Source organism: Alkalicoccus chagannorensis DSM 18086 (assembly GCF_000429725.1).
Taxonomy (GTDB): Bacteria; Bacillota; Bacilli; order Bacillales; family Salisediminibacteriaceae; genus Alkalicoccus; species Alkalicoccus chagannorensis.
In genome coordinates, this window is sequence record NZ_AUCK01000001.1 from 284,256 (window position 1) to 305,830 (window position 21,575).

Annotated in this window: 18 protein-coding genes; 1 reads left to right on the forward strand and 17 read right to left on the reverse strand. The window is 52.0% G+C overall.

Annotated elements, in window-relative coordinates:
* The first annotated feature begins 64 nt into the window (after positions 1–64).
* Positions 65–457, forward strand: a complete 393-nt coding sequence (locus tag G477_RS0101450; RefSeq protein WP_026696419.1) for a thiol-disulfide oxidoreductase DCC family protein — start codon at positions 65–67, stop codon at positions 455–457.
* Positions 458–819: 362 nt separating this feature from the next.
* On the opposite strand, the gene G477_RS0101460 is transcribed toward G477_RS0101450, so the two are convergent.
* From G477_RS0101460 to msrA, 17 genes are all read right to left on the reverse strand, one after another.
* Positions 820–1,662, reverse strand: a complete 843-nt coding sequence (locus G477_RS0101460; RefSeq protein ID WP_026696420.1) for a cobalamin-binding protein — start codon at positions 1,660–1,662, stop codon at positions 820–822.
* A 5-nt stretch (positions 1,663–1,667) separates the two neighbouring features.
* Complete coding sequence (locus tag G477_RS0101465) at positions 1,668–2,531, reverse strand: 5'-3' exonuclease (protein WP_026696421.1); 864 nt, start codon at positions 2,529–2,531, stop codon at positions 1,668–1,670.
* Between the two features lies 1 nt (position 2,532).
* Positions 2,533–3,465: a DNA-deoxyinosine glycosylase gene (locus tag G477_RS21510; protein WP_245575328.1), complete on the reverse strand. Its 933-nt coding sequence runs from the start codon at positions 3,463–3,465 to the stop codon at positions 2,533–2,535.
* 114 nt (positions 3,466–3,579) lie between these two features.
* Positions 3,580–4,653 carry a branched-chain amino acid aminotransferase gene (locus G477_RS0101480; RefSeq protein ID WP_026696423.1) on the reverse strand — a complete coding sequence of 358 codons (1,074 nt, stop codon included), beginning with the start codon at positions 4,651–4,653 and terminating at the stop codon, positions 3,580–3,582.
* A gap of 98 nt (positions 4,654–4,751) precedes the next feature.
* Complete coding sequence (argH, locus tag G477_RS0101485; protein WP_026696424.1) at positions 4,752–6,131, reverse strand: argininosuccinate lyase; 1,380 nt, start codon at positions 6,129–6,131, stop codon at positions 4,752–4,754.
* Positions 6,132–6,424: 293 nt separating this feature from the next.
* On the reverse strand, positions 6,425–7,642 hold the full coding sequence (locus G477_RS0101490; protein ID WP_026696425.1) for an argininosuccinate synthase: 1,218 nt from the start codon (positions 7,640–7,642) through the stop codon (positions 6,425–6,427).
* Between the two features lie 76 nt (positions 7,643–7,718).
* Positions 7,719–8,654: an ornithine carbamoyltransferase gene (gene argF / locus G477_RS0101495; protein ID WP_035210825.1), complete on the reverse strand. Its 936-nt coding sequence runs from the start codon at positions 8,652–8,654 to the stop codon at positions 7,719–7,721.
* On the reverse strand, positions 8,651–11,815 hold the full coding sequence (gene carB / locus G477_RS0101500) for a carbamoyl-phosphate synthase (glutamine-hydrolyzing) large subunit (protein WP_026696427.1): 3,165 nt from the start codon (positions 11,813–11,815) through the stop codon (positions 8,651–8,653). The genes argF and carB overlap by 4 nt, the downstream gene beginning before the upstream one ends.
* A complete protein-coding gene (locus G477_RS0101505) occupies positions 11,800–12,882 on the reverse strand; it encodes a carbamoyl phosphate synthase small subunit (RefSeq protein WP_026696428.1) in 1,083 nt (360 codons plus the stop codon). Before G477_RS0101505 ends, carB begins: the two co-directional genes overlap by 16 nt.
* Positions 12,882–14,057, reverse strand: coding sequence for an acetylornithine transaminase (locus tag G477_RS0101510; protein WP_026696429.1), 1,176 nt, complete (start codon positions 14,055–14,057; stop codon positions 12,882–12,884). The genes G477_RS0101505 and G477_RS0101510 overlap by 1 nt, the downstream gene beginning before the upstream one ends.
* Complete coding sequence (gene argB, locus G477_RS0101515; protein WP_026696430.1) at positions 14,050–14,838, reverse strand: acetylglutamate kinase; 789 nt, start codon at positions 14,836–14,838, stop codon at positions 14,050–14,052. Before argB ends, G477_RS0101510 begins: the two co-directional genes overlap by 8 nt.
* An 18-nt stretch (positions 14,839–14,856) precedes the next feature.
* Positions 14,857–16,080 (reverse strand): bifunctional glutamate N-acetyltransferase/amino-acid acetyltransferase ArgJ, encoded by a 1,224-nt coding sequence (gene argJ, locus G477_RS0101520; RefSeq protein WP_026696431.1) that lies wholly within the window; start codon positions 16,078–16,080, stop codon positions 14,857–14,859.
* A 14-nt stretch (positions 16,081–16,094) separates the two neighbouring features.
* Positions 16,095–17,123 carry an N-acetyl-gamma-glutamyl-phosphate reductase gene (gene argC / locus G477_RS0101525; RefSeq protein ID WP_026696432.1) on the reverse strand — a complete coding sequence of 343 codons (1,029 nt, stop codon included), beginning with the start codon at positions 17,121–17,123 and terminating at the stop codon, positions 16,095–16,097.
* Between the two features lie 303 nt (positions 17,124–17,426).
* A complete protein-coding gene (cls, locus tag G477_RS0101530) occupies positions 17,427–18,875 on the reverse strand; it encodes a cardiolipin synthase (protein WP_026696433.1) in 1,449 nt (482 codons plus the stop codon).
* A 334-nt stretch (positions 18,876–19,209) separates the two neighbouring features.
* Positions 19,210–20,178, reverse strand: a complete 969-nt coding sequence (locus G477_RS0101535; RefSeq protein WP_026696434.1) for a ring-cleaving dioxygenase — start codon at positions 20,176–20,178, stop codon at positions 19,210–19,212.
* Between the two features lie 57 nt (positions 20,179–20,235).
* Complete coding sequence (locus G477_RS0101540) at positions 20,236–21,045, reverse strand: serine hydrolase domain-containing protein (protein WP_026696435.1); 810 nt, start codon at positions 21,043–21,045, stop codon at positions 20,236–20,238.
* Positions 21,042–21,575: a peptide-methionine (S)-S-oxide reductase MsrA gene (gene msrA / locus G477_RS0101545; RefSeq protein WP_035210830.1), complete on the reverse strand. Its 534-nt coding sequence runs from the start codon at positions 21,573–21,575 to the stop codon at positions 21,042–21,044. Before msrA ends, G477_RS0101540 begins: the two co-directional genes overlap by 4 nt.

Here is a 21,575-nt window from a genome sequence, read left to right on the forward strand (position 1 = left end):
ACACCAAGTAAATGATTCGTGGAAGTCTTCATCAGCGCGGTATAATACAGGAGAGGTGATTTTGATGTATCATATTGTACTTTTTGACGGGGAATGCAACTTATGTGATAAAAGTGTCCGGTTTATAACAGCCAGAGATCCGGACATGCATTTCCGCTTTGCATCTCTGCAGGGCAGGCGCGGGAAGGAATATATCAAGCAGTTTGCTATTGATGAAGATGCTGATTCTGTCGTGTTGATCCGTCCGGATGGAACGGTGCTGTATAAGTCCGATGCTGCACTTACTATTGCTTCCAAGCTCAAGAGCCCTTTTCGCGCAGCCGCTGTGCTGACGTTTCTTCCCCGCTCGATCCGGGACCGTTGTTACGATCTGATAGCAGGCAGCCGCTTTAAATGGTTCGGCAGAAAAGAGTTCAAACTGCCTGAAAACGTAGATAAGCGCCGCTTTCTTGACTGACGATACTCAACAATAACAACATTATGTAAAGTTCTTCGGTGAACACTGTCTTCTCATGCGCAGTCCCTCCACGCTTTCCGACGGGGCGCGGCCGGTATCTCCTCTGCTGTCTCTGTACTGGAACATGAATCGGCATACAAAATGCGCAGCGCCTCTGGACCGGAACGGCCTGCGCCGCAGGCTTGTTAAGAGTAGAAAGAGGTCATCTTACTTCCCCCGCAGCTCGCGCGGTCTACCCTTTCCACCCTTTTTTTGCATTCTTATACGATAAAAGAGGCCCTCACTTTTTTCGTGAGAGCCTTTCGTATTGCCACATTTCTTTTCCCGACTCCTTGCCATGATTACGGAGGCCCGCCTAATCACTACGACAACCCCCTGCCTTTGATGCCTAGAGTGCGGAGATCTTCCTCCCCATCCGGCACGGGAAAGATGTCAGGATGAAGCAGGTGGGCTGCTTCAGCAAGCCCGGCCATCAGACGAGGAGAAGGACGGCAGTACAGAGGTTCATCAAGAATATACAGATGATCCTCGCGAACCGCACGCATATCTCGCCATCCCTGTCTTTTCAACAACACTTCCGGATTCACCTTCTGACGCCGGACACCTACCCAGGCAGCAAAAATACGATCAGGATCCCGCGCCAGCACTTCGTCCCACGTCGTCTGGACACTCGCTTCCGGATAATCCCCGAACAAATTTTTGCCTCCAGCCAAGTCGGTCAATTCAGTGAGCCAGTTGGTTCTGCCAGGTGTAAAAACGGGCTTGGGCCACCATTCCCAGTAGACGCGGGGACGATGTGGAACTGCCTGGGCCATTGTTTGATAGGAGTCAAGGAAATGATCGAACGCCTGTCGCTTCTGTTTCCCCTCCGCTTTCCGGCCGAGAGCTCCGGCAGTCTCTTCCAACGCTTCGCCAATGCCGCGCAGCGAAACAGGATTGGTTACAAGTACATACGGGATGCCTCGTCTGTCCATTTCCGCTGTGTTCTTCTCCATCCCGGGTACCGAATGCGAGGCAAACACGAGGTCCGGCTGCAGCTTTTCCACGTCATCCATCCGGATATCCAGATCTGGTCCGAGTCTCGGCAGCTGCGAGGTTATTTCATAAGGGAAATCAGAGAAGTCATCGATGCCGACGAGCTGTTCTCCGGCCCCGGCATAGTAGATGAGCTCTGTATTACTTGGACAGAGGGATACGATTTTCATGCTGTTCACCCGCCTTTCAACAGACCGTGCTTCATAAGAACGCTCTGCCTGTGAACGTCATCTTCGGGAACGGCCATCGCATCCAGCGATAGTGCCAGCGCATCCGGTACGTTCGTTTCGATATCTGCAAGTCCCCGGCTGATGAACACATCCTCCCTGCCGTCTCTCAGCTTTTTCTCATACCGCTTAAACAAAGGATCCAGTTCATCCAGCGATTCGTAAAGATGATCTAGACTGCCGTACTGCCGGATCATCGGCAGGGCGGATTTTTCACCTACCCCGCGGCAGCCAGGGATATTGTCGGAAGGATCGCCAAGCAGTGCTTTCACATCCACCCATTGATCCGGCCGGATTCCGTACTCTTCGAAAAAATCCTCGGCCCGGTAAAAGACCTCTTTTTTCTTTCGGACAAACACCTGGGACGTCTGCGGACTCAGCAGCTGAAACAGATCCTTGTCGTTGGAATAGATAATATCGCTGCAGGCGTCTTTCATGCTGAGCGTGCCGATAATATCATCTGCCTCGTAGCCAGGTGCCTGCATCTGATGGTAGCCGAGTTCGTCCAGCAGCTCCCTGCCGAGATGGTACTGGTCGATCAGTGGTGCCGGCAGATCTGCCCGCTGCGCTTTGTAAAAAGCGTGCTCCTGCTGCCGGTGTGTATCACCCCGTTTGCCGTCCCAGGCGATATGCACATACGAGGCACGATGCTGCCGTTCCAGCTGGTGCAGCTTCGTCATAAATAGACGGATAGCCTGCACGTAGCGGCCCTCGTTGTTTTTCTCAAGCTGTTCCGGTTCTTTTCCGTAAGCTGTGGCAAAATACGTACGGCTCAGCAGATTGAAACCGTCAATTAATAAACGCGTTTCCATATCAGAACCCCCTGTTCGTTAAAAACTGCAGCCAGACTGCCAGTTTTTCATCAAAAGATTTTACATTCTTCCCCGGTATCGGACTTGTTGACGGTAATTGCATTATGTCAACATGATCCGGTATATGAATATGTTTTCGCAGCAGGGAATACGCTTTTCCCCCGTTGCAGCCGATGCGGCGCAGGCCCGGGAAGCGCTGCAGAAGGTGCTCAATATCATTTACCTCTTCGTTTTTAATCGCTGCATCCAGGCTTCCGCTCCGCTCGCAGCTTTGGATGACGTCCCAGAGCGCTGCGCCGTGTTCCTGCAGCACCCTTATTTTTCTCTCGTACGCCTCCTCCATGAGAGGTTCCCCAGTCCATGCGGAGATGATCGGCCAGAAATGATTACGCGGATGCGCATAGTACTTCTGGTGTTCGAGCGATTTTTCTCCCGGCATGGAGCCGACAATCAGCATGGAAGGATTGGACGGCAGGATTGGCTTCATACTTTGTTTTCGTTTCAGCATCGTTTCTATCTGCACCTCCAGGGTCTGTAAGATATCGCCGATGCCGCGGCCCCCTTCGAGTGGAAACGTCATACGGTCCACTGGAAATACCTCCCTCAAATAAGGATGGAATTTCTTCCCCAGCAGGACATGAACCTCTTCGGCACAATCCAGCTGCATCGCTTCTGCCTGCCTGATGAGCTGTTCCACCGTAACTGCTCTGTCCGACGGGAAAGGCTGATCGTAATTTCCAGGAATGCTTTCACCAATAAACAGGAACCCGTATCGTGCCGACAAAATCACCGGCGTTGTACCTGCAGCCTCTGCCCACTTCCGGCACTTTTGATGCAGCGTCCCCGTATACACTTCGCCAGCCGGCAGCGCACCAGCTTCAGGCTCAACATCCCAACGTTTCTTTTTTCCGCACGGAAGCAGGGTGATGTGCATGCCTCATCCTCATTTCTTTCTATGTCTGCTCCTCATTGTATCAAAAAAGTCCCCGCTGCGAACATTCAAAAAAGCACTGCGGATTGTTCCGCAGTGCGTGGACAACGAGTGATATTAAGTTGGCACAACGACAGTCCAGTCGAACGGATCCTCCTGCTTTCCAGTCTGGATACTCGTCAGCGTCTGATAAAGCGATGCCGTAACGTCTCCCGTGCTGCGTCCGTTAATAATCATCGTTTCATCTTTCCAAGAAAGTTCCCCAATCGGGGAAATAACTGCCGCTGTCCCGGAGCCGAATGCTTCTTCCAGCCGGCCTTCCTGGTGCGCTTCGTAAATCTCCTGCATAGAGATCTTTCTCTCCGATACCGGCATCTCCCAGTACCGGAGAAGATCGAGCACCGATTTACGTGTCACTCCCTGCAGAATACTGTCGTTGAGTTCAGGAGTGATGATTTCACCATCAATTTTAAAGAAGACGTTCATGCTCCCGACTTCTTCGACATATTTCTTTTCGACACCGTCCAGCCACAGTACCTGAGCGTGCCCTTCATTGGATGCTTTCGCCTGGGCGTTATAGCCGGAAGAATAGTTTCCGCCCGTTTTCGCCGTGCCGGTACCACCTCGTGCCGCCCTCGTGAAATGGCTCTCGACCGAAATGCTGACTGGATGGATCCCCTCTGGATAGTAGGAGCCGACCGGTGAAAGAATGATGAAAAACTGATATTGATGGGCAGGAGCGACCTGGAGACTCGGCTCTGTTGCAATGATGAAAGGCCGAATATAAAGCGAAGTTCCTTCTGCTGTTGGAATCCAGTCTTTTTCCAGCTCCAGCAGCTGTTTTAAATAATCGAGGACCAGCTCTTCATTTACCGGCGGAATGCTAAGACGCTTATTCGATCGGTTAAGACGTTTGAAGTTCTCATCCGGGCGGAAAAGCACGACATTGCCTTCCGGGTCTTTATAAGCTTTCAGCCCTTCAAACACACTCTGGCTGTAATGAAAGACCATGGCGGCAGGGTCGATTTCCACCGGGGCGTAAGGTTTAATTTCCGGCTGAATCCAGCCCTTCTCCGAGGTGTACTGCATTGTAAACATATGATCGGTAAACGTTTTACCGAACTGCAGCTCATCCGGGTGCGGTTTCGGTTTTAATGTATCTGCTTTCGTGATTGCGACAGTTGCTTCCATGATGTTCCACTCCTTCAGATCTTCGTGTGAGAATGATTCATATTGTATCATGAATTCCGCGCTGTGCCCATGAAATAGACCGAAAATTCATGTAAATCCTATTCTTTCATCAACGCTGATGCCGCCTCTTTCAACTGTGAAGCTACCTGCTCCTGCCCTGTTCCACCGTAGCTGTTCCGATTGCGCACGACCTGCTCCGGTTTCAATACTTGATAAATGTCCTCTTCAAACAGGGGATGAAACGATGTATACTCTTCCATCGTCAGATCAAGCAGGAATTTTTTCTTTTCAATAGCATAAAGTACAATACTGCCGATCACCTCATGCGCTTCGCGGAAAGGGGTTCCTTTTGTAACCAGATAGTCTGCAATGTCGGTCGCGTTGGAGAAGTCCTGGTTTACAGCTTCGCGCATCGATTGTTCTTTCACCTGCATGGTTTCGATCATCGGAGCAAGCATCGCGAGAGAAGCCTCCAGCGTCTCGACCGTGTCGAACATGCCTTCTTTGTCTTCCTGCATGTCTTTATTATAGGCGAGCGGAAGTCCTTTCAACACCGTAAGAAGGCCGTGCAGGTTGCCGTAGACCCGCCCGGTTTTTGCACGGAGCAGTTCCGGTACATCGGGATTTTTTTTCTGCGGCATGATCGACGAGCCCGTACAGAACGAATCATCCAGTTCGATGAAAGAAAACTCTTCGCTGCTCCAGAGAACCAGTTCTTCCGACATGCGGGAGAGGTGCATCATAAAAATAGAGGCAGCAGATAAAAATTCCAGAATGAAATCACGATCACTGACGGCATCCATGCTGTTGGCGTAGACGCCGTCAAATTCGAGCTCACGCGCCGTCTGATGGCGGTCAATCGGGAACGTTGTACCGGCCAGTGCTCCGGCACCGAGCGGGGAGATATTCGTCCGTTTCAAGCCATCCTGGAAACGCTGCTTGTCACGGTCGAGCATCCAGAAGTAGGCGAGCAGGTGATGAGCGAATGAAACCGGCTGTGCCCGCTGCAGATGAGTGTAGCCGGGTATCAGCGTATGTACGTGCTTTTCCGCCTGCTGCAGCAGCGCCCGCTGAACTTCTCCGACCGCAGTGATGATCTGCTTCGTGTGTTCACGCAGATAGAGATGCATGTCCGTGGCAACTTGATCGTTGCGGCTTCTGCCGGTATGAAGCTTTCCACCGACCGGTCCGATCTCTTCGATTAAAAAGGCTTCGATATTCATATGGATGTCTTCGTTTGCTACAGAGTACGTCAGCGCTCCCTGTTTCAGCTTTTCTTCGACCCTGCTGAGCCCATCTAAAATTTGGTCACGCTCGTCCTCTGTGACAATGCCCTGAGTCGCGAGCATCGTCACGTGCGCTCTGCTTCCCTTAATATCTTCCGCAGCCAGTTTCTGATCAAATGAAATCGACGCCGTCTCTTCTTCCACCAGCTTATTCGTTGCTTTCGTAAAACGTCCTCCCCAGAGTTTTCCCATGCCAAACCTCCACCTTTCCTCAATGTTGAACTGTTCTTTATTACTGATTCGACAGCAACGCACTGATTCCTCTTCTTGCACGTTCAACGAAAGGAATGAATGTGTGCTGCACATGACGCTCCTGTTTAGAAATATCTGTCTCCGCTGTTTGATGCACGCAGCGAGAGCTGCTTCCCTGGCGGCGTGCGGCTCCGTCTTCCTCGATGAAAACTTCTACATGCTTCTCACTGAAACAGAAACGGTCATGGCCGCTGCAGCCATGACCGTTCTTTTTTCAGCTCGTTCCAATCTGATTATTTACTTTCGACGAGGGGCTTTTTTTTATGCACCTGAGAGTACGTCTTCGTCGAGAGGCCCCACAGTTTGATAAAGCCGAGCGCTGCGTTGTGGTCGAAAGCATCCCCTTTTGAATAGGTTGCCAGCTCCTCGTTGTAAAGGCTGTTTTCAGAATGTCTTGCAACCACCGTGTGGGTGCCTTTCCACAGCTTCACTTTTACTTTCCCGTTCACCTGCTCCTGCGTCTCCTGAATGAAAGCATAGAGTGCTGTCTTCAGTGGAGAATACCAGAGTCCGTCGTAGATGAGCTGCGTGAATTTCTGTTCAATAGACGTCTTGAAGTGCGACACTTCTTTCGTCAGTGTGAGAAACTCCAGCTCTTTATGCGCGTTGATCAGCGTCAAGGCTGCCGGATTTTCGTACACTTCTCTTGCTTTAATGCCGACAAGTCGATTCTCGATGTGGTCGATTCTCCCGACGCCGTGCTTGCCTGCCGTAACGTTGAGCTCTTTAATGATGTCCTGGAAAGGCTTTTCCACTCCATTCAGGGAGACCGGTTTGCCTTTTTCAAAAGCAATCTCGACGTATTCCGGCTCATCCGGTGTGTGGGCAAGGTTCTCCGTCCAGTCAAACGCTTCTTCCGGTGCTTCTGCCCATGTATCTTCGAGAACACCGGCTTCACACGCTCTGCCCCAGATGTTTGCGTCGATCGAGTACGGCTTCTCCACGTTTACCGGAACGTCGATGCCTTTTTCTTTCGCGTACTCAATTTCTTCTTCCCTGTTCATGCCCCACTCTCGTACTGGTGCAATCACCTGCAGATCCGGATTGAGTGCCTGAATCGATACTTCAAATCGAACCTGGTCATTTCCTTTACCGGTGCAACCGTGAGCAACTGCAACAGCACCTTCCTGCTCCGCGACTTCAACGAGAAGCTTGGAGATCAGAGGACGCGACAGCGCAGAGGAAAGCGGGTACTTTCCTTCGTACATCGTATTCGCCTGCAGCGCCGGCAGCAGATATTCTTCTGCAAGAAGTTCATTGGCGTCAATAATGACGGCCTTTTCCGCTCCTACTTTCAGCGCTTTTTCCTTCAGCGCTTCCAGATCCTTTCCCTCTCCAATTTCCAGTCCAAGTGCGATGACATCAAATCCATATTCTTCCTGAAGGTATTTAACGCAGACCGATGTATCGAGTCCGCCGGAATATGCAAGAACTACTTTGCCGTTACTCATAGTAAAACCTCTCCTCAATTAGTATTTAAATAAATAATAACGTATCTTTATGCATTTGGCAACATATAAATTCAAATTAAGCCAATAAATTTTTGAGGAGGGCTTTTTGGGCGTGCAGACGGTTCTCTGCTTCATCAAATACGTGGGACTGCGGACCATCGATCACTTCGGCGGTTACTTCTTCCCCGCGGTGGGCCGGAAGGCAGTGGAGAAACATGGCTCCCTCTGCTGCTTTCGCCATCAGCGCTTCGTTCACCTGATAGGATCGGAATGTGTTCAGCCGCTCTGCGGCTTCTTCTTCATCGCCCATGCTCGTCCACACATCAGTGACAACGACATCGGCTCCGGTTACAGCTTTGTATGGGTTTGAATAAAAATGTATTCCGGAACCCTGTGCCGCTGCTTTTGCTTCTGCCTCGTTCCACACTTTTGCCGACGGTTCATATCCTGAAGGGCTCGACACTTGAATGTTCATGCCCGCCAGCACTGCTCCTTGTATCAGAGAATGAGTCATGTTGTTATTTCCATCGCCTACGAAAGCCATGGTCAGCCCGTCCAGCTGCTTCTTTTCTTCATAGATTGTCATGAGATCCGCCAGTACCTGTGTTGGATGATGGTGGTCGGTCAATCCATTGATCACAGGCACGGACGAATGATCGGCGAACGTTTCGACCATGCTGTGTGAGAACGTGCGGATCATGATGCCGTCCACGTAGCGGGAGAGCACTCTGGCCGTGTCTTCTACCGATTCACCGCGGTCCAGCTGCATGTCCCTTGGACTGAGAAAGATAGCATGACCCCCGAGCTGGGTCATGCCTACTTCAAAGGAAATTCTCGTTCTTGTCGATGCTTTCTCAAAAATCATGCCGAGCGTTTTACCGCGGAGATGTTCATGGGGAATGCCTTTTTTCACCTGCTGCTTCATCACAAGTGCATCTTCCAGCAGCTCGTGCAGATCTTCTTTGGAAATATCATTCATTGTAAGCACATGGTTGAATGTTGATGTCATCATTTTTGACCCTCCAGCAGATTCATTGTTATGTCCTGAACAGCAGCAGGCTGTGTCAGGAGCTTCGGCTGTTTCCAGACGGCAGTGACTGTATCCGCATGGGTGAAACAGTGAACACCGTAGGCAGCTGCCAGTTCCCGCAGCTGAAACCCGAACGAACCTGGATTTCGTCCCTGCTTCGGAATATTGATGACGGTATGCAGTTCCTCTGCTTTTAACAGCTGTTCTGCCTCAAGGATATCTTCTACAACCGCTGTCTCTACACCATGCTCCTGCAGCCAGGCTGCCGTGCCTTTTGTTGCGTAGACTGGCCCTTCCATCGAAGACAGCAGCGGCAGTAGATCGTTGTAGGCTCTGGATGCCACTGAGACGAACACCCCGCCTCTGCCGGGCGCTGTCGGAGCAGCCTTTGCCCAGGCTTCATCGAGCGTATAGGCAATGCCGATCTGTTCGCCCGTTGACTTCATTTCCGGACTCAGCGCATGATCCACCCCTTTGAGTTTTTTCACGGAAAAAACAGGGGCTTTCACCGTAATATGAGGCGGCTCCGGAAGCAGACCCGTTCGCGCAGGAGGAGTGCCAAGCTGGGCCTGTACGGCTTCTTTGACCATGTTGACCCCAGTGACTTTACTCATGATTGGCACGGTGCGGGACGCACGCGGATTCACTTCCAGTACGTAGGTGCTGCCTTCATGAAGGACGAACTGGATATTGATCATGCCGACAGCTCCGGAAGCGGAAGCAATCCGGCGGCTGATCGCAGTCACTTCCTCCTTTTCTTCCTCGGTCATCTGCTGCGGCGGGAACACCGTGATGCTGTCCCCGGAATGCACGCCGGCCTTTTCGACATGTTCAAAAATCCCCGGAATGCAGACGTCCCGGCCGTCCGTAATGACATCGACTTCACACTCTCTTCCCGGAACGAAAGAGTCTACCAGAAGCGGCCAGCAGCGATCGTTCGTCGTGGCAGCGAGACGCTTCACGTAATCGTCAAGTTCATCCGGGCCATAGCAGATATACATCGCCTGCCCGCCGATCACGAAGGACGGACGGACGAGCACCGGGTAGCCGAGCGCTCCCGCTGCTTCGTGGAGAGCGGATTCGGTCGCTGCGGTTGTTCCTTTGATGCGGTGGATACCGAGGCCGTCGAGCATCTCATAAAAGCGGCCGCGGTCTTCCAGAAGATCTATATTGTCTGCAGAGGTACCCAGAACATGCTGTCCCGCGGCTTCCAGATCATGGGCAAGGTTGACGGCTGTCTGCCCGCCGAACTGCAGGAGAACCCCGGCAACCTGTTCTTTTTCCGCTACGTGCAGCACATCTTCTGTCGTGATTGGTTCGAAGTAGAGACGATCCGCAACAGAATAGTCTGTACTCACGGTCTCCGGATTGTTGTTGATGACAACAGCTTCGTATCCAAGTTCTTTTACCGCTTCTGCCGCGTGCACAGAACAATAATCAAATTCCACTCCCTGTCCGATCCGGATCGGACCGGAGCCGACGACGAGCAGTTTCTTTTTGGAAGAGACCGTCTCCACCTCATCCGCTCCGTGCCAAGTAGAGTAGAAGTACGGCGTTTCCGCTTCAAATTCACCTGCGCACGTATCGACACTTTTATAGGCTGGAACGAGCTGCTTTGCTTTTCGTGCATTCCTGATCTCTGTCTCAGCCGTTCCGGTGAGCAGGCTGATCTGGGCATCTGCAATATTCATGCTTTTCGCACTGGACAGGAGATGTTCCCAGCCTTCACTTTTTATCTTCATTTCAGCCTCCGTCACCTTCTGTATTCCTCGAAGGTACCAGCGGTCGATTTCGGTCAGATCGAACACGTTGTCTTCCGACCAGCCGCGGTGAAAGGCTTCAGCGAGCGCCGGCAGACGCAGATCGTTTGGTACGTGGAGCAGCTCGCGGATTTCTTCATCTGTTTTCTTCTGCATACGAGGCCAGAGCATGCCGCTCATGTTCATCTCCAGCGAACGGACCGCTTTATTCAGTGCCCCTTCAAACGTGCGGTCCAGCGCCATCACTTCCCCTGTTGCTTTCATCTGCGTGCCGAGCGTACGGTCCGCTTCCGAAAATTTATCGAAAGGAAAACGCGGCAGTTTCACGACGATATAATCAATCGCGGGTTCAAAAGAAGCGAACGTATTGCCGGTGATCGGATTCACAATTTCATCGAGTTTATACCCGCATGCGACCTTCGCAGCGATTCTTGCAATTGGATATCCTGTTGCTTTGGAGGCAAGGGCTGAGGAACGGCTGACACGTGGGTTCACTTCGATGATCGCATACTCATTCTTTTCCGGGTGCACGGCGAATTGAATGTTGCAGCCACCGACGACGTTCAGTGCCCGGATCACTTTCAGGGAACTGTTTCGAAGCATCTGATACTGACGATCGGTCAACGTCTGCGAGGGCGCGGTCACAATCGAATCCCCGGTATGAACGCCGACCGGGTCCATGTTTTCCATATTGCAGACAATCATGCTCGTATCATTTGCATCCCGCATCACTTCATATTCAACTTCTTTCCATCCTTTGATGCTTTTTTCAACGAGCACCTGATGAATTGGACTTGCCTGCAGCGCCTGATACAGCTTTGTCTCCAGTTCTTCTTCCGAATAGGCGAACCCGCCTCCGGCTCCGCCGAGGGTATACGCCGGCCGCAGAATAACCGGAAAGCCGGCCTGTTCAACGAAACGAAAACCTGCTTCCATCGAGGAAACGATATCCGACGCAGGAACTGGCTCATCGATCTCATGCATCAGTGCCCGGAACTGTTCGCGGTCTTCGCCCTGCTGAATCGAGGAGGCGGACGTGCCGAGAAGCGCTACTCCCTCCGCTTCCAGTACGCCCGCCTCTTCGAGTTCAATCGTCAAATTCAGCCCGGTCTGTCCTCCGAGGGAACCGATCAGTCCGTCTGGTTTTTCCTTTTGAATAACCGCGTGGATGGAATCTTTCGTCAACGGCTCCAGATACACCCGGTCTGCAATGTGCTCATCCGTCATGATGGTAGCTGGATTGTTGTTGACGAGAACGACCTCGATTCCTTCTTCTTTCAATGCCAGGCACGCCTGTGTACCTGCATAATCAAATTCGGCTGCCTGACCGATGACAATCGGTCCCGATCCTATAACGAGTACTTTCTTTATGCTGTCGGACATGCCTGTTTTCCTCCTGTCTGCAGAACATCGATAAACTGCTGAAATACGAAATGCGTGTCGCTCGGTCCCGGATGTGCTTCGGGATGGAACTGGACCGTCTGAATCGGCAGTTCGGGATGCTGAAGGCCTTCCACCGTACCATCATTCACATTCACAAACGTCGATTCAAACGGCGTTTGACGAAGGCTTTCTTCCCGGATGACGTACCCGTGATTCTGGGACGTCACAGCGACAAATCCGCTCTCCTGATGTCGGACCGGGTGATTGCCGCCTCGGTGACCGAAAGGAAGTTTTTCGGAATCTGCACCGTACGCCATCGCAATGAGCTGGTGTCCGAGACAGATACCGAGCGATGGATAGGCGCTGCTCAGCTCTCGGACCACCGGATAGTACTCCTGCAGTTCCGCAGGATCACCAGGTCCGTTACTGAAGAGGACCCCGTCCGGGTGATAAGCATGAACCTCGTCAGCACCGGTTTCTGCCGGGAATACTTTCACGTGGCAGCCGGCGTCCTTCAGCGCGTGGAGAATGGATTGCTTACAGCCATAATCGAGCACGGCCACCCGTCTGCCTTCCTCCCTGCCGAACGTGTAGGCCGCGTTTGTTGTTACATCCTCGACGAGCGCCGCGGTGTGTTTCAGCGGGGTAAACGACGGTGTTTCCGGTGAAGGAGAAAGAACAGCTTTCACAGTACCGTGCCGTCGGATCGCTTTCACAACGGCTCTCGTGTCGATATTGTCAGCACCCGGAATGCCGTGTTTTTTCAGGTAGTCATCAAGCGATCCCGCAGATTCAAAATGATTGGGCCCCGCACAGCCGCTGTGCACAAGAACACCTGCAACAGAAGGAGCCGTCCCCTCATCATCAATGGTATTCCAGCCGTAATTACCGATCAGCGGATACGTAAATGTAAGGAGCTGGTGCTTATAGGAAGGATCTGTCATCATTTCCTGATACCCGGTCATGCTGGTGTTGAATACGATTTCTCCGGAGCAGGAAGCTGCAGCACCAATCGCTGTTCCTTCAAAGCACTCTCCGCTTTCCAGATGAAGATACATACTGCTCATCATACTTCCTCCTTCCATGCTTGTACTGCTTGAGTCAGCGCCTGCAGAAACAGCTGCAGTTCCATATCTGTAGCGGTCAGCGGCGGTAGAATCCGCAGGACGTTCTCCCCTGCCGGAAGCGCCAGAACCTGGTTGCTGCGCAGTTTTTCCAGCAGTGGTGCGGCCGGTTCCTTCAGATCAATCCCGAGGAGAAACCCGAGTCCACGTACTTCCCAGCCATAAGGTGCTGCTGTTTCCTGCAGCTGATGTTTAAACCAGGCAGACCGGTGTTGAACATCCTCAAGAAAAGGCTCCGTCATGGCTTCTTTCGTTGCCTTTACCGCGGCCATGGCCAGCGGATTGCCTCCAAATGTACTGCCGTGGGTCCCTGGGCTGAACGATGCTGCCGTTTCTGCGGATGCCAGCACAGCGCCGACAGGAAAACCGGAGCCGATCCCTTTCGCTGCTGTGACGATATCCGGTTCCAGCCCGAACTGTTCATAGGCGAACCAAGTGCCTGTTCGTCCCGCCCCCGTCTGAATCTCATCGATGATGAGCAGTGCTCCTTTGTCGCGGCAGACGTTCTGCAGCTGCTGCAGCCAGTTTTTCCCGGCAGGATGGACACCGCCTTCCCCCTGTACTACTTCCAGAAACACGGCGGCCGTGGTCTCATCGATCTGCTTCAGCGCCTCCTGGTCCATGAATGGAATCGAGCTGAATCCAGGCATGACAGGTTCGAAGCCATGTTTGATTTTCTCCTGCCCGGTAGCAGCCATCGCGCCTCCCGTTCTGCCATGGAACGACTGGTGGAAAGAGAGAATATGATATTTTTCAGCAAAACCCTGGTCTCTTTGATATTTTCGGGCAAGCTTCCATGCTGCTTCATTTGCTTCTGCCCCGCTGTTACAAAAAAACACTTCGTCCATCCCTGGGGCTTCTGTTAAGACTGCCGCTGCCTCTTCCTGAAGCGTAATCGGAAAGAGATTGGAACAATGCCAAAATTGATCCATCTGCGCTTTGACTGCTTCCGACACTTCTTTCGGGGCATGGCCGAGGTTACAGACGGCGATACCGGAAGTGAAATCAAGGTAGGATGTGCCATCCTCCGCGGTTACATAGGATCCGCTGCCGCTCTGGAGAGCGAAAGGCAGGCGTTTATACGTATTCATTACTGGAGATTGTACTGCTTTATCCATGTGCTATCATGTCCTTTCGTAGCGTTGTTCCACCTGACCCATCAGCAGCCCATGCAGCCAGTGCCTCGGGGTTTTTTCCATCGAGCATGACGGTTTTCCCGCTGGCTTCTGCCGCCTGAAGGGCTGCCCGTACTTTCGGGATCATGCCACCGCTGATGATTCCGGATCCGATCAGCGATTCTGCTTCCTCTCCGTTTAACTCTGAATACAGATAAGCAGGTACGGCTTCTAAGTTCATCACCCCTGCAACATCGGTGATGAAAAGCAGCTCGGCTTCCATCGCCGCAGCTACAGCACCCGCTGCCTCATCTGCATTCACATTGAGCGGCACGCCATCATCGGCCGTGGAGACGGGGGATATAACCGGCGTGATGCCTGCTTGAAGCAGGGCGTCGATCACGCTTGTATTCACCCTCGTTACTTTCCCGACATAACCGAGACCCCTCCGTGCTTCTGTCTCCAGCATTCCCGCGTCGGCTCCGCTGATGCCGGCAGCTGAAATGCCGGCGGCCTGCAGGCATCGGACGATTTGTTTGTTCACCGAACCACTCAGAACTTTTTCACAGACGTCCGCAGTGTCCCGGCAGGTGACCCGGAGTCCGTCCTGAAAAATGGGATCGATCTTTTGCACCTGAAGCAGTTCGTTGACGGCCGGTCCCCCGCCGTGAACGATCACCGGCTCCAGGTTTCGTTCCTCCTTGATCCGGTTTATGGTTTGATAAAATGCCGCGGGAAGCTCCTGAAGCAGACTCCCGCCGATTTTGATTACTACCTGCTTCACGTCGGTCCCCTCCATCTTTTACGTTCTGTAAGATGCGTTGATTTTGACATAGTCGTACGTTAAGTCGCATCCCCACGCAGCTGCTTCTGCTTGACCTGCTTTGACAACCGCTGTCACAACAACATGATCCTGTTCGAGGTAGGCTGTACCTTCCGCTTCACTAAAATCGGTCGGAAGTCCATCTTCGACAACCTTGATGGGTCCCAGATACAGATCAACAGCATCGGGATCCACTTCCTCTCCGCTGTATCCGAGGGCGCAGACAACCCGGCCCCAGTTCGGATCGGCGCCGTATACGGCTGTTTTCACCAGGTTGGATGAGATAACGGCTTTGGCCATCGCCCGGGCAGCTTCCGACGTGGCAGCTTCCTGTACGTGGACTTCCAGCAGCTTGGTGGCTCCTTCTCCATCTCTGGCGATCTTTTTGGCCAGTATTTCGGACGCCAGCTGAAATCCTGCCTCGAATTTATCCCATTCCGGGTGGGATTCATCCAGCACGGATGTTTCTTTCGCTGCGTTCGCAAGCGCAATCACGGTGTCGTTCGTGCTCGAATCCCCATCTACGGTAATCATATTGTAGGTGCGGTCTGTTGAACGAGATAGCAGCCGCTGGAGAGCATCTGCATCCACTGCAGCATCGGTCGTCATGTAGGCAAGCATCGTTGCCATGTTCGGGTGGATCATCCCCGATCCTTTAGCAGCTCCTCCGATAAAAATCGGCTTTCCTTCAATTTCCATCTCTACGGCGGTGTGCTTTGTTACCGTGTCTGTTGTTAAAATCGCCTGCTCAAACGCTTCTGCTTCGTTTGCTGACAAGTCCACCTGCGCTATGCCAGCCTGAATTTTTTCCATCGGAAGCTGAACCCCGATCAAGCCCGTTGACTGCACGGCAACATAATGAGAAGGAAGCTGCAGCATCTCGGCTCCCCACTGCTGCATCAGCTCGGCATTTTCCATGCCTTTCTTTCCTGTACACGCATTCGCATTCGCGGAGTTGATCAGCACGGCCTGAAGTTTCTTTTCCACCGCTACTGCCTGTTTCGTAACTTTAAGCGGAGCAGCCTGAAAGCTGTTCTGCGTATACACTGCTGCCGCCGCTGCTGGTGTTTCCGAATAAAGCCAGCCGAAATCCAGTTTCTTGCGGCGCAGACCACAGTGGGTTCCTCCGGAAATGTACCCGGCAGGGCTTGTTACGTGTCCTTCTTCTAGTACATGCAGTTCGTTTTTCTGGCTGACCAGCATATTCATCGCTCCTTTTATGGGTAGACGGGAAGGAGCTGCAGTCCAGCGTCCTCTTCCCAGCCGTTCATGATATTCATATTCTGCACTGCCTGACCGGAAGCACCTTTCATCAAGTTGTCGATGACACTAATGATCATGATTCGGTCTGTGCGTTCATCAAGGTGCACTGCGATATCGCAGTAATTGCTGCCGTAGACTTCTTTTGTGCCAGGGAAAGAACCGCTCGGCCGTACCCGGACAAACGGGTGGCTGCCGTACCGATTCTCCAACAGTTTCTGCGGATCGTCATTGCTTGTGAATGGTGCGTACACGGCACATTGGATGCCCCGGGTCATCGGCAGCAGATGCGTCTGGAACTGAACTTTCAGCTCTTCATTCATCGAAGCTGAAGCATACTGCTCGATTTCCGGTGTGTGCTGATGAGCGCCGACTTTGTATGCTTGAAAATTATCGTTCGTCTCTGAAAAGTGAGTCAGCGGTGACTGTTTTCTCCCTGCACCGGAGACGCCGGTTTTGGCATCGATAATGATATGCCCGGCATCCACCGAACCCGATTCCGTGAAAGGGAGCAGAGCGAGAAGAGCCGCCGTAGCAAAGCATCCGGGATTCGAAATCAGCTCAGCTGAGGCTGTAATACCGCGGTTGAGTTCCGGAAGTCCGTACACCGCACGCTGCTGCAGATCCTGCTTCGGAGGATCTAGCTTATACCATTGTTTGTAGGTGTCCGGATCATCAATGCGCAGATCCCCGGACAGATCAATTACCTGCTTTCCAGAAGCAAATCCTGCTTCCAGCATCTCTTTGGCAACACCAGCCGGGGTCGCGAAAAAGACGATATCAACCTTGTCGAGCTCTGCGTGATCGAGTCCAGCAAATGCATCCGTCCGCTGTACTGCGAGATGTGGATAGCGGGAGGCGAGCAGCTCTCCTTCCTCGGACTGTGACATAACCACAGATACCTGCACATATGGATGATTTTCCATGAGCCGGATCAGTTCCAGTGCTCCGTACCCAGTTCCTCCTACAATGGCTGCCTGTTTCACTGCATCATTCCGCCCTTCCAGTTCGTCTATGTTAATTCATTATTATACACACAAGGTAATATACATGCAATAATAATTATAGATAAAACTAAATTTTTATGCATGATCGATCTGACTGGTTCGACACCGGCGGGATGGACGGGAAGCGAAAGGGCGAGACCCTGCAGAAAAGCCGGCCGTTATCGTACTTTGAAACGACTGCAGACGCCTCGTTCCCTTTCATAATCCCGCTGCCATTCCAAGTAAAATCAGCTGTCATGCAGTCGGCCTGCCTGGTAAGCAGAATGCATAAAAAATCCCCGATTATAAAATCGGGGATAAAAGACGAGAAACGGATTCTTTAAACCGGACCGTCTTGGAGCGCTTTTCGTATTTTTCGATTGTCAGTGTGTCACTGCGCATCATATCCTGCTCAAAATCCTGTGCCAGCTTTTCCGCTGTCTGCTGATCGTAAATGAACGCATTGACTTCAAAATTCAGCCGGAAGCTGCGCATATCAATGTTCGCCGTTCCAACGGAAGAGACGTGCCGGTCCACCACGATAGATTTTGCATGAATGAATCCATTCTGATAAATATACACATGAGCACCGGATTTCAGCAGCTGACCGATGTGAGAAAGCGTCGCCCAGTAGATGAAAGGATGGTCGGGCATACTCGGAATCATCACACGGACATCTTTTCCAGACAGCGCTGCGATACGTAAAGCATCCTGCAGACTCTGATCAGGTACGAAATAAGGAGTCTGAATATAAATAGATTCCTTAGCCGATGTGATCAATTTCAAGTAACCGTTTTTAATCTGCTCCCACTCGGAATCCGGACCGCTGGAGACAATTTGAACAGCGGCGCTTCCTTCTGGTTCTTTCATAGGAAAATAACGGGCTTCGTAGGCAATCATCTGCTCTTTTGCCGCCTGATTCCAATCAAGGATGAAGCGTGTCTGCATCGGATCCACCGCGCTTCCCTTCACACGGAGATGCGTATCTCTCCAGTAGCCGAAACGCCGGCTTTTTCCGAGGTATTCATCTCCGGCATTGAATCCACCGACGTAGCCGATTTTCCCATCGATGATCGTCAGCTTCCGGTGGTTCCGGTAGTTCAAACGCAGGTTGATCAGTGCAATTCTGGATGGAAAGAAAACACCGACTTTGCCTCCGGCTTCGATTAAATCGGCGAAATGTTTTCTCCGGAGCTGACGTGAACCGAGATCATCATATAACACCCGGACCATCACCCCTTGTCTCGCCTTTTTCGTCAGCAGCGTAATCAGTTCCTTTCCGAGCCGGTCATGACGGAAAATATAATACTGAATATGAATGTGATCGCGTGCAGCATCGATGTCGAGCTTGAGCTGATCAAATTTCTGTACGCCGTCGTTTAATACATCGATGTGATTGTCTCTTGTAAGTACTGCATCATTATTGATCAGATGCATATAGATGAGATCGCGGTAGGAATCGATATCATTGTTATGAAAAGAAAACGAAGGATTGCTGATCTGCTCGATCTGCCGGTTCAAGATATCGATGATGCCGATTTTTCTGATACCTTCCCAGTCAAACAGTCGTCTTCTTGTCAGGTTCTGTCCAAGAAAAATGTAAATGATGAAACCGAGAAAAGGAACAAAGAATAAAATCAGCACCCATGCCCAGGTAGCGCTCGCATCTTTTCTCTCAATGAAAATAATAATCCCTGCGAAAAGGATGTTCACGACAAAAAGTATAACTAAAAGAATCGATAGGATATCCATAGTTCCTCCAGCGGGAAATGCATTCTTACCGTAGTTTACCGTACTTTTCCAGCTTTTGTACAGCCTTGTTCAGAGACTTGAAGCGCACAGCGCCTTTTGGCAGGAACCGCGTTCGGCGCTGCTGCACGTTCTAAACAGGAGGCACAAGCTCTTCGGTTTTTCCGAACAGCAGAACGAAGACGCTTTGATTACCAACATACGACTGCTGCCATGAGTAAAACGCATGGCTCCGGAAGGTCGGCGCCATGCTGGAGGAGTGTCTCTTTTGGTGGATAGAAGCTTCCGTCGATGACGCAGAAGTGCCGCCCGTTCCGCTGATAAGCCTTTTCTTCTTTCAGTCCTGGTCCGGAAGCGGTGTCAGCGTTTGTTCAATCTCCCCGCGCTTATGTTCCAGATACGGAGGAAGAGCGAGCGAACGACCGAGCGACTCCAGCGGTTCATCGATGTCAAATCCCGGTCCATCTGTCGCGAGTTCATAAAGAATACCATTCGGTTCGCGGAAATAAAACGACTTAAAATAATACCGTTCCACTACACCGGAATTTGCCCAGCCCCGGCTGTTAATCAGCTCAGCCCAGTCGCGGAGGTCTTCTTCATCTCTGACCCGGAAAGCGACGTGGTGAACACTGCCGCGTCCGGGACGCTCTTTCGGTTCCACCGATTCAACAATGCGGATCTCTGAGGCGGCACCGCTGCTTCCCGGTGCTTGATATACCGCCGTCGTACCGTGTCCATGCACGTCATCATCAAGGCGTTTGAATCCGAGCACACTGACGAGTACCTCTTCTGATTTCTGCAGTTTCGGTACGGTGAGTTCGACTGGACCGAGTCCCTGGATGGCATGGATATCAGGGACATCACTGTGCTGCGGCGGAACGGATGCCGGCTTCACTTCGTCCTGCTCTGTTGATACGAGGGCGAGACGCTGTCCTTCGGGATCTTCGAAAGGCAGTGTCAGCCGACCGCTTTCTATCACACGATCGTGCACCGTCACCCCTGCCTGCTCAAGACGTTCTTTCCAGTAATCAACCGCTGCGTCGTCTGCCAGGCGGAGTCCCGTTCTGCTGATACTCTGTGAACCGGTGTGGGTGCGGCCGGCACGCGGGATTTCGAAGAAAGTGAGGTCTGTCCCCGGACTGCCCTGCTCATCCGCATAAAAAAGGTGGTACATGCTCGTATCATCCTGATTCACGGTTTTTTTAACGAGCCTCATTCCCAATGTGTTCGTGTAAAAAGCGAGATTTTTATCCGCTCTCGCTGTAATTGCAGATACATGGTGAATTCCTTTTATTGGTTCCGGCACTGACTATCTCTCCTTATTGTCCATTGTCTTGGCTGTGCATAGAGCAGCCTTCTGTTCTCAGACCCCCTGCAGCACATCCTGAAGAAACCAGGTGAATGGCTTCATGTCTTCTTTCGTCAAGTTACCTAAAAACACAGCGGTGATGCGCAGATCGGGGACAGTCAAAAGAAGCTGGCCGCCTCTCCCTGCTGCGTAGTACACAGGATGTTTGTTCGGACTCATCCACCAGTGGCGGGCATATTTCTGCCCGCGCATCCCTGTTTCCACTTTCGGCTGCAGCATCCTGTCAGCGAGTGGTTCGCTGATCAGCTTTCCAGAGGACAGCAGTTCTGCTGTGTGGAAAAGATCGCCGGGGAGCATCCGGAGACCATACCCTCCGAGCGCCGCCCCTTCTTCCGAATGATCCCACTCCCAGCTGTCCAAACCAGCAGGGTCTGCAATATGCTCCTGGAATAACGTTTCCAGCTTTTTACCGGAAGCCTGTTCAACAAGCCTCGCCAGAAGATAGGAATCTGCATTGTTGTAGTGGAAGTAAGCTGTGTCTTCCGGCTGGAGCATCCCTCTGCTCCAGGAACCATCTTCCGCTGCCTGCTTGAATAATGATTCTGTTCTCCCGGAGGTCATGGTCAGCATCTCTTCCGCTGTACCAACCGCTCCGGGAAGCCAATAGGATGCAGGGTCATCGAGGGCGAGCGTCCCTTTCTCCACCTCCAGATGAACGATGATCGAAAGCATGGACTTGCTCACTGACCGGACGTGATGCAGCGCATCATCCGATTTCCAGGAATAGAGTACGCTGCCGTCTCTGCAAACGAATCCTGCTGTCAGTTCCGCTTCGACTTTTTCGGCCAAGGCATCGAGATTCACTGGGCATCTCCCCAGTGCTCCTGGAGGAACTGCTGTCTTCCGGATTCAATGCGCTCACGCTGATACAAATCCGGATTTTTTTCGTGAAATTTCTGGTGCTCTTCTTCCGCTTCGTAGAACGGAGCTGCAGGAAAAATACCAGTTACAATCGGATCGCGGAAAGGACCGTTCTCTTCCAGCTCTTTTCTCGAGGCTTCGGCCAGTTCCTTCTGCTCCTCGGTATGATAGAAAACAGCGGAGCGGTACTGTGGACCGCGGTCAAAAAACTGGCCGCCATCATCCGTCGGATCGATCTGCTGCCAGAACAGCTGGAGCAGCGTGTGATAATCGTAATGTTCTGGATCAAAAGTTATCTGTACTGCTTCGAGATGGCCGGTCGTCCCGCTTTTTACCTGTTCATAGGAAGGATGTTCTACTTCTCCTCCGGTATAGCCGGAACGAATTCTGAGAATACCCGGCTGTTCATCAAACGGTTTGACCATACACCAGAAACAGCCTCCTGCAAATGTTGCTACTTCAACTTGTGGCAT

Coding starts and splice junctions, on each gene's coding strand:
- G477_RS0101480 (WP_026696423.1), bottom strand. CDS start 4,653: ATGGAAGCAACTGTCGCAATCACGAAAGCAGATACATTAAAACCGAAA.
- G477_RS0101510 (WP_026696429.1), bottom strand. CDS start 14,057: ATGGATAAAGCAGTACAATCTCCAGTAATGAATACGTATAAACGCCTG.
- G477_RS0101450 (WP_026696419.1), top strand. CDS start 65: ATGTATCATATTGTACTTTTTGACGGGGAATGCAACTTATGTGATAAA.
- argF (WP_035210825.1), bottom strand. CDS start 8,654: ATGATGACATCAACATTCAACCATGTGCTTACAATGAATGATATTTCC.
- msrA (WP_035210830.1), bottom strand. CDS start 21,575: ATGCCACAAGTTGAAGTAGCAACATTTGCAGGAGGCTGTTTCTGGTGT.
- cls (WP_026696433.1), bottom strand. CDS start 18,875: ATGGATATCCTATCGATTCTTTTAGTTATACTTTTTGTCGTGAACATC.
- argJ (WP_026696431.1), bottom strand. CDS start 16,080: ATGCTGGTCAGCCAGAAAAACGAACTGCATGTACTAGAAGAAGGACAC.
- carB (WP_026696427.1), bottom strand. CDS start 11,815: ATGTCCGACAGCATAAAGAAAGTACTCGTTATAGGATCGGGACCGATT.
- G477_RS21510 (WP_245575328.1), bottom strand. CDS start 3,465: ATGCACATCACCCTGCTTCCGTGCGGAAAAAAGAAACGTTGGGATGTT.
- G477_RS0101460 (WP_026696420.1), bottom strand. CDS start 1,662: ATGAAAATCGTATCCCTCTGTCCAAGTAATACAGAGCTCATCTACTAT.
- argH (WP_026696424.1), bottom strand. CDS start 6,131: ATGGGAAAACTCTGGGGAGGACGTTTTACGAAAGCAACGAATAAGCTG.
- G477_RS0101490 (WP_026696425.1), bottom strand. CDS start 7,642: ATGAGTAACGGCAAAGTAGTTCTTGCATATTCCGGCGGACTCGATACA.
- G477_RS0101465 (WP_026696421.1), bottom strand. CDS start 2,531: ATGGAAACGCGTTTATTAATTGACGGTTTCAATCTGCTGAGCCGTACG.
- G477_RS0101505 (WP_026696428.1), bottom strand. CDS start 12,882: ATGAGCAGTATGTATCTTCATCTGGAAAGCGGAGAGTGCTTTGAAGGA.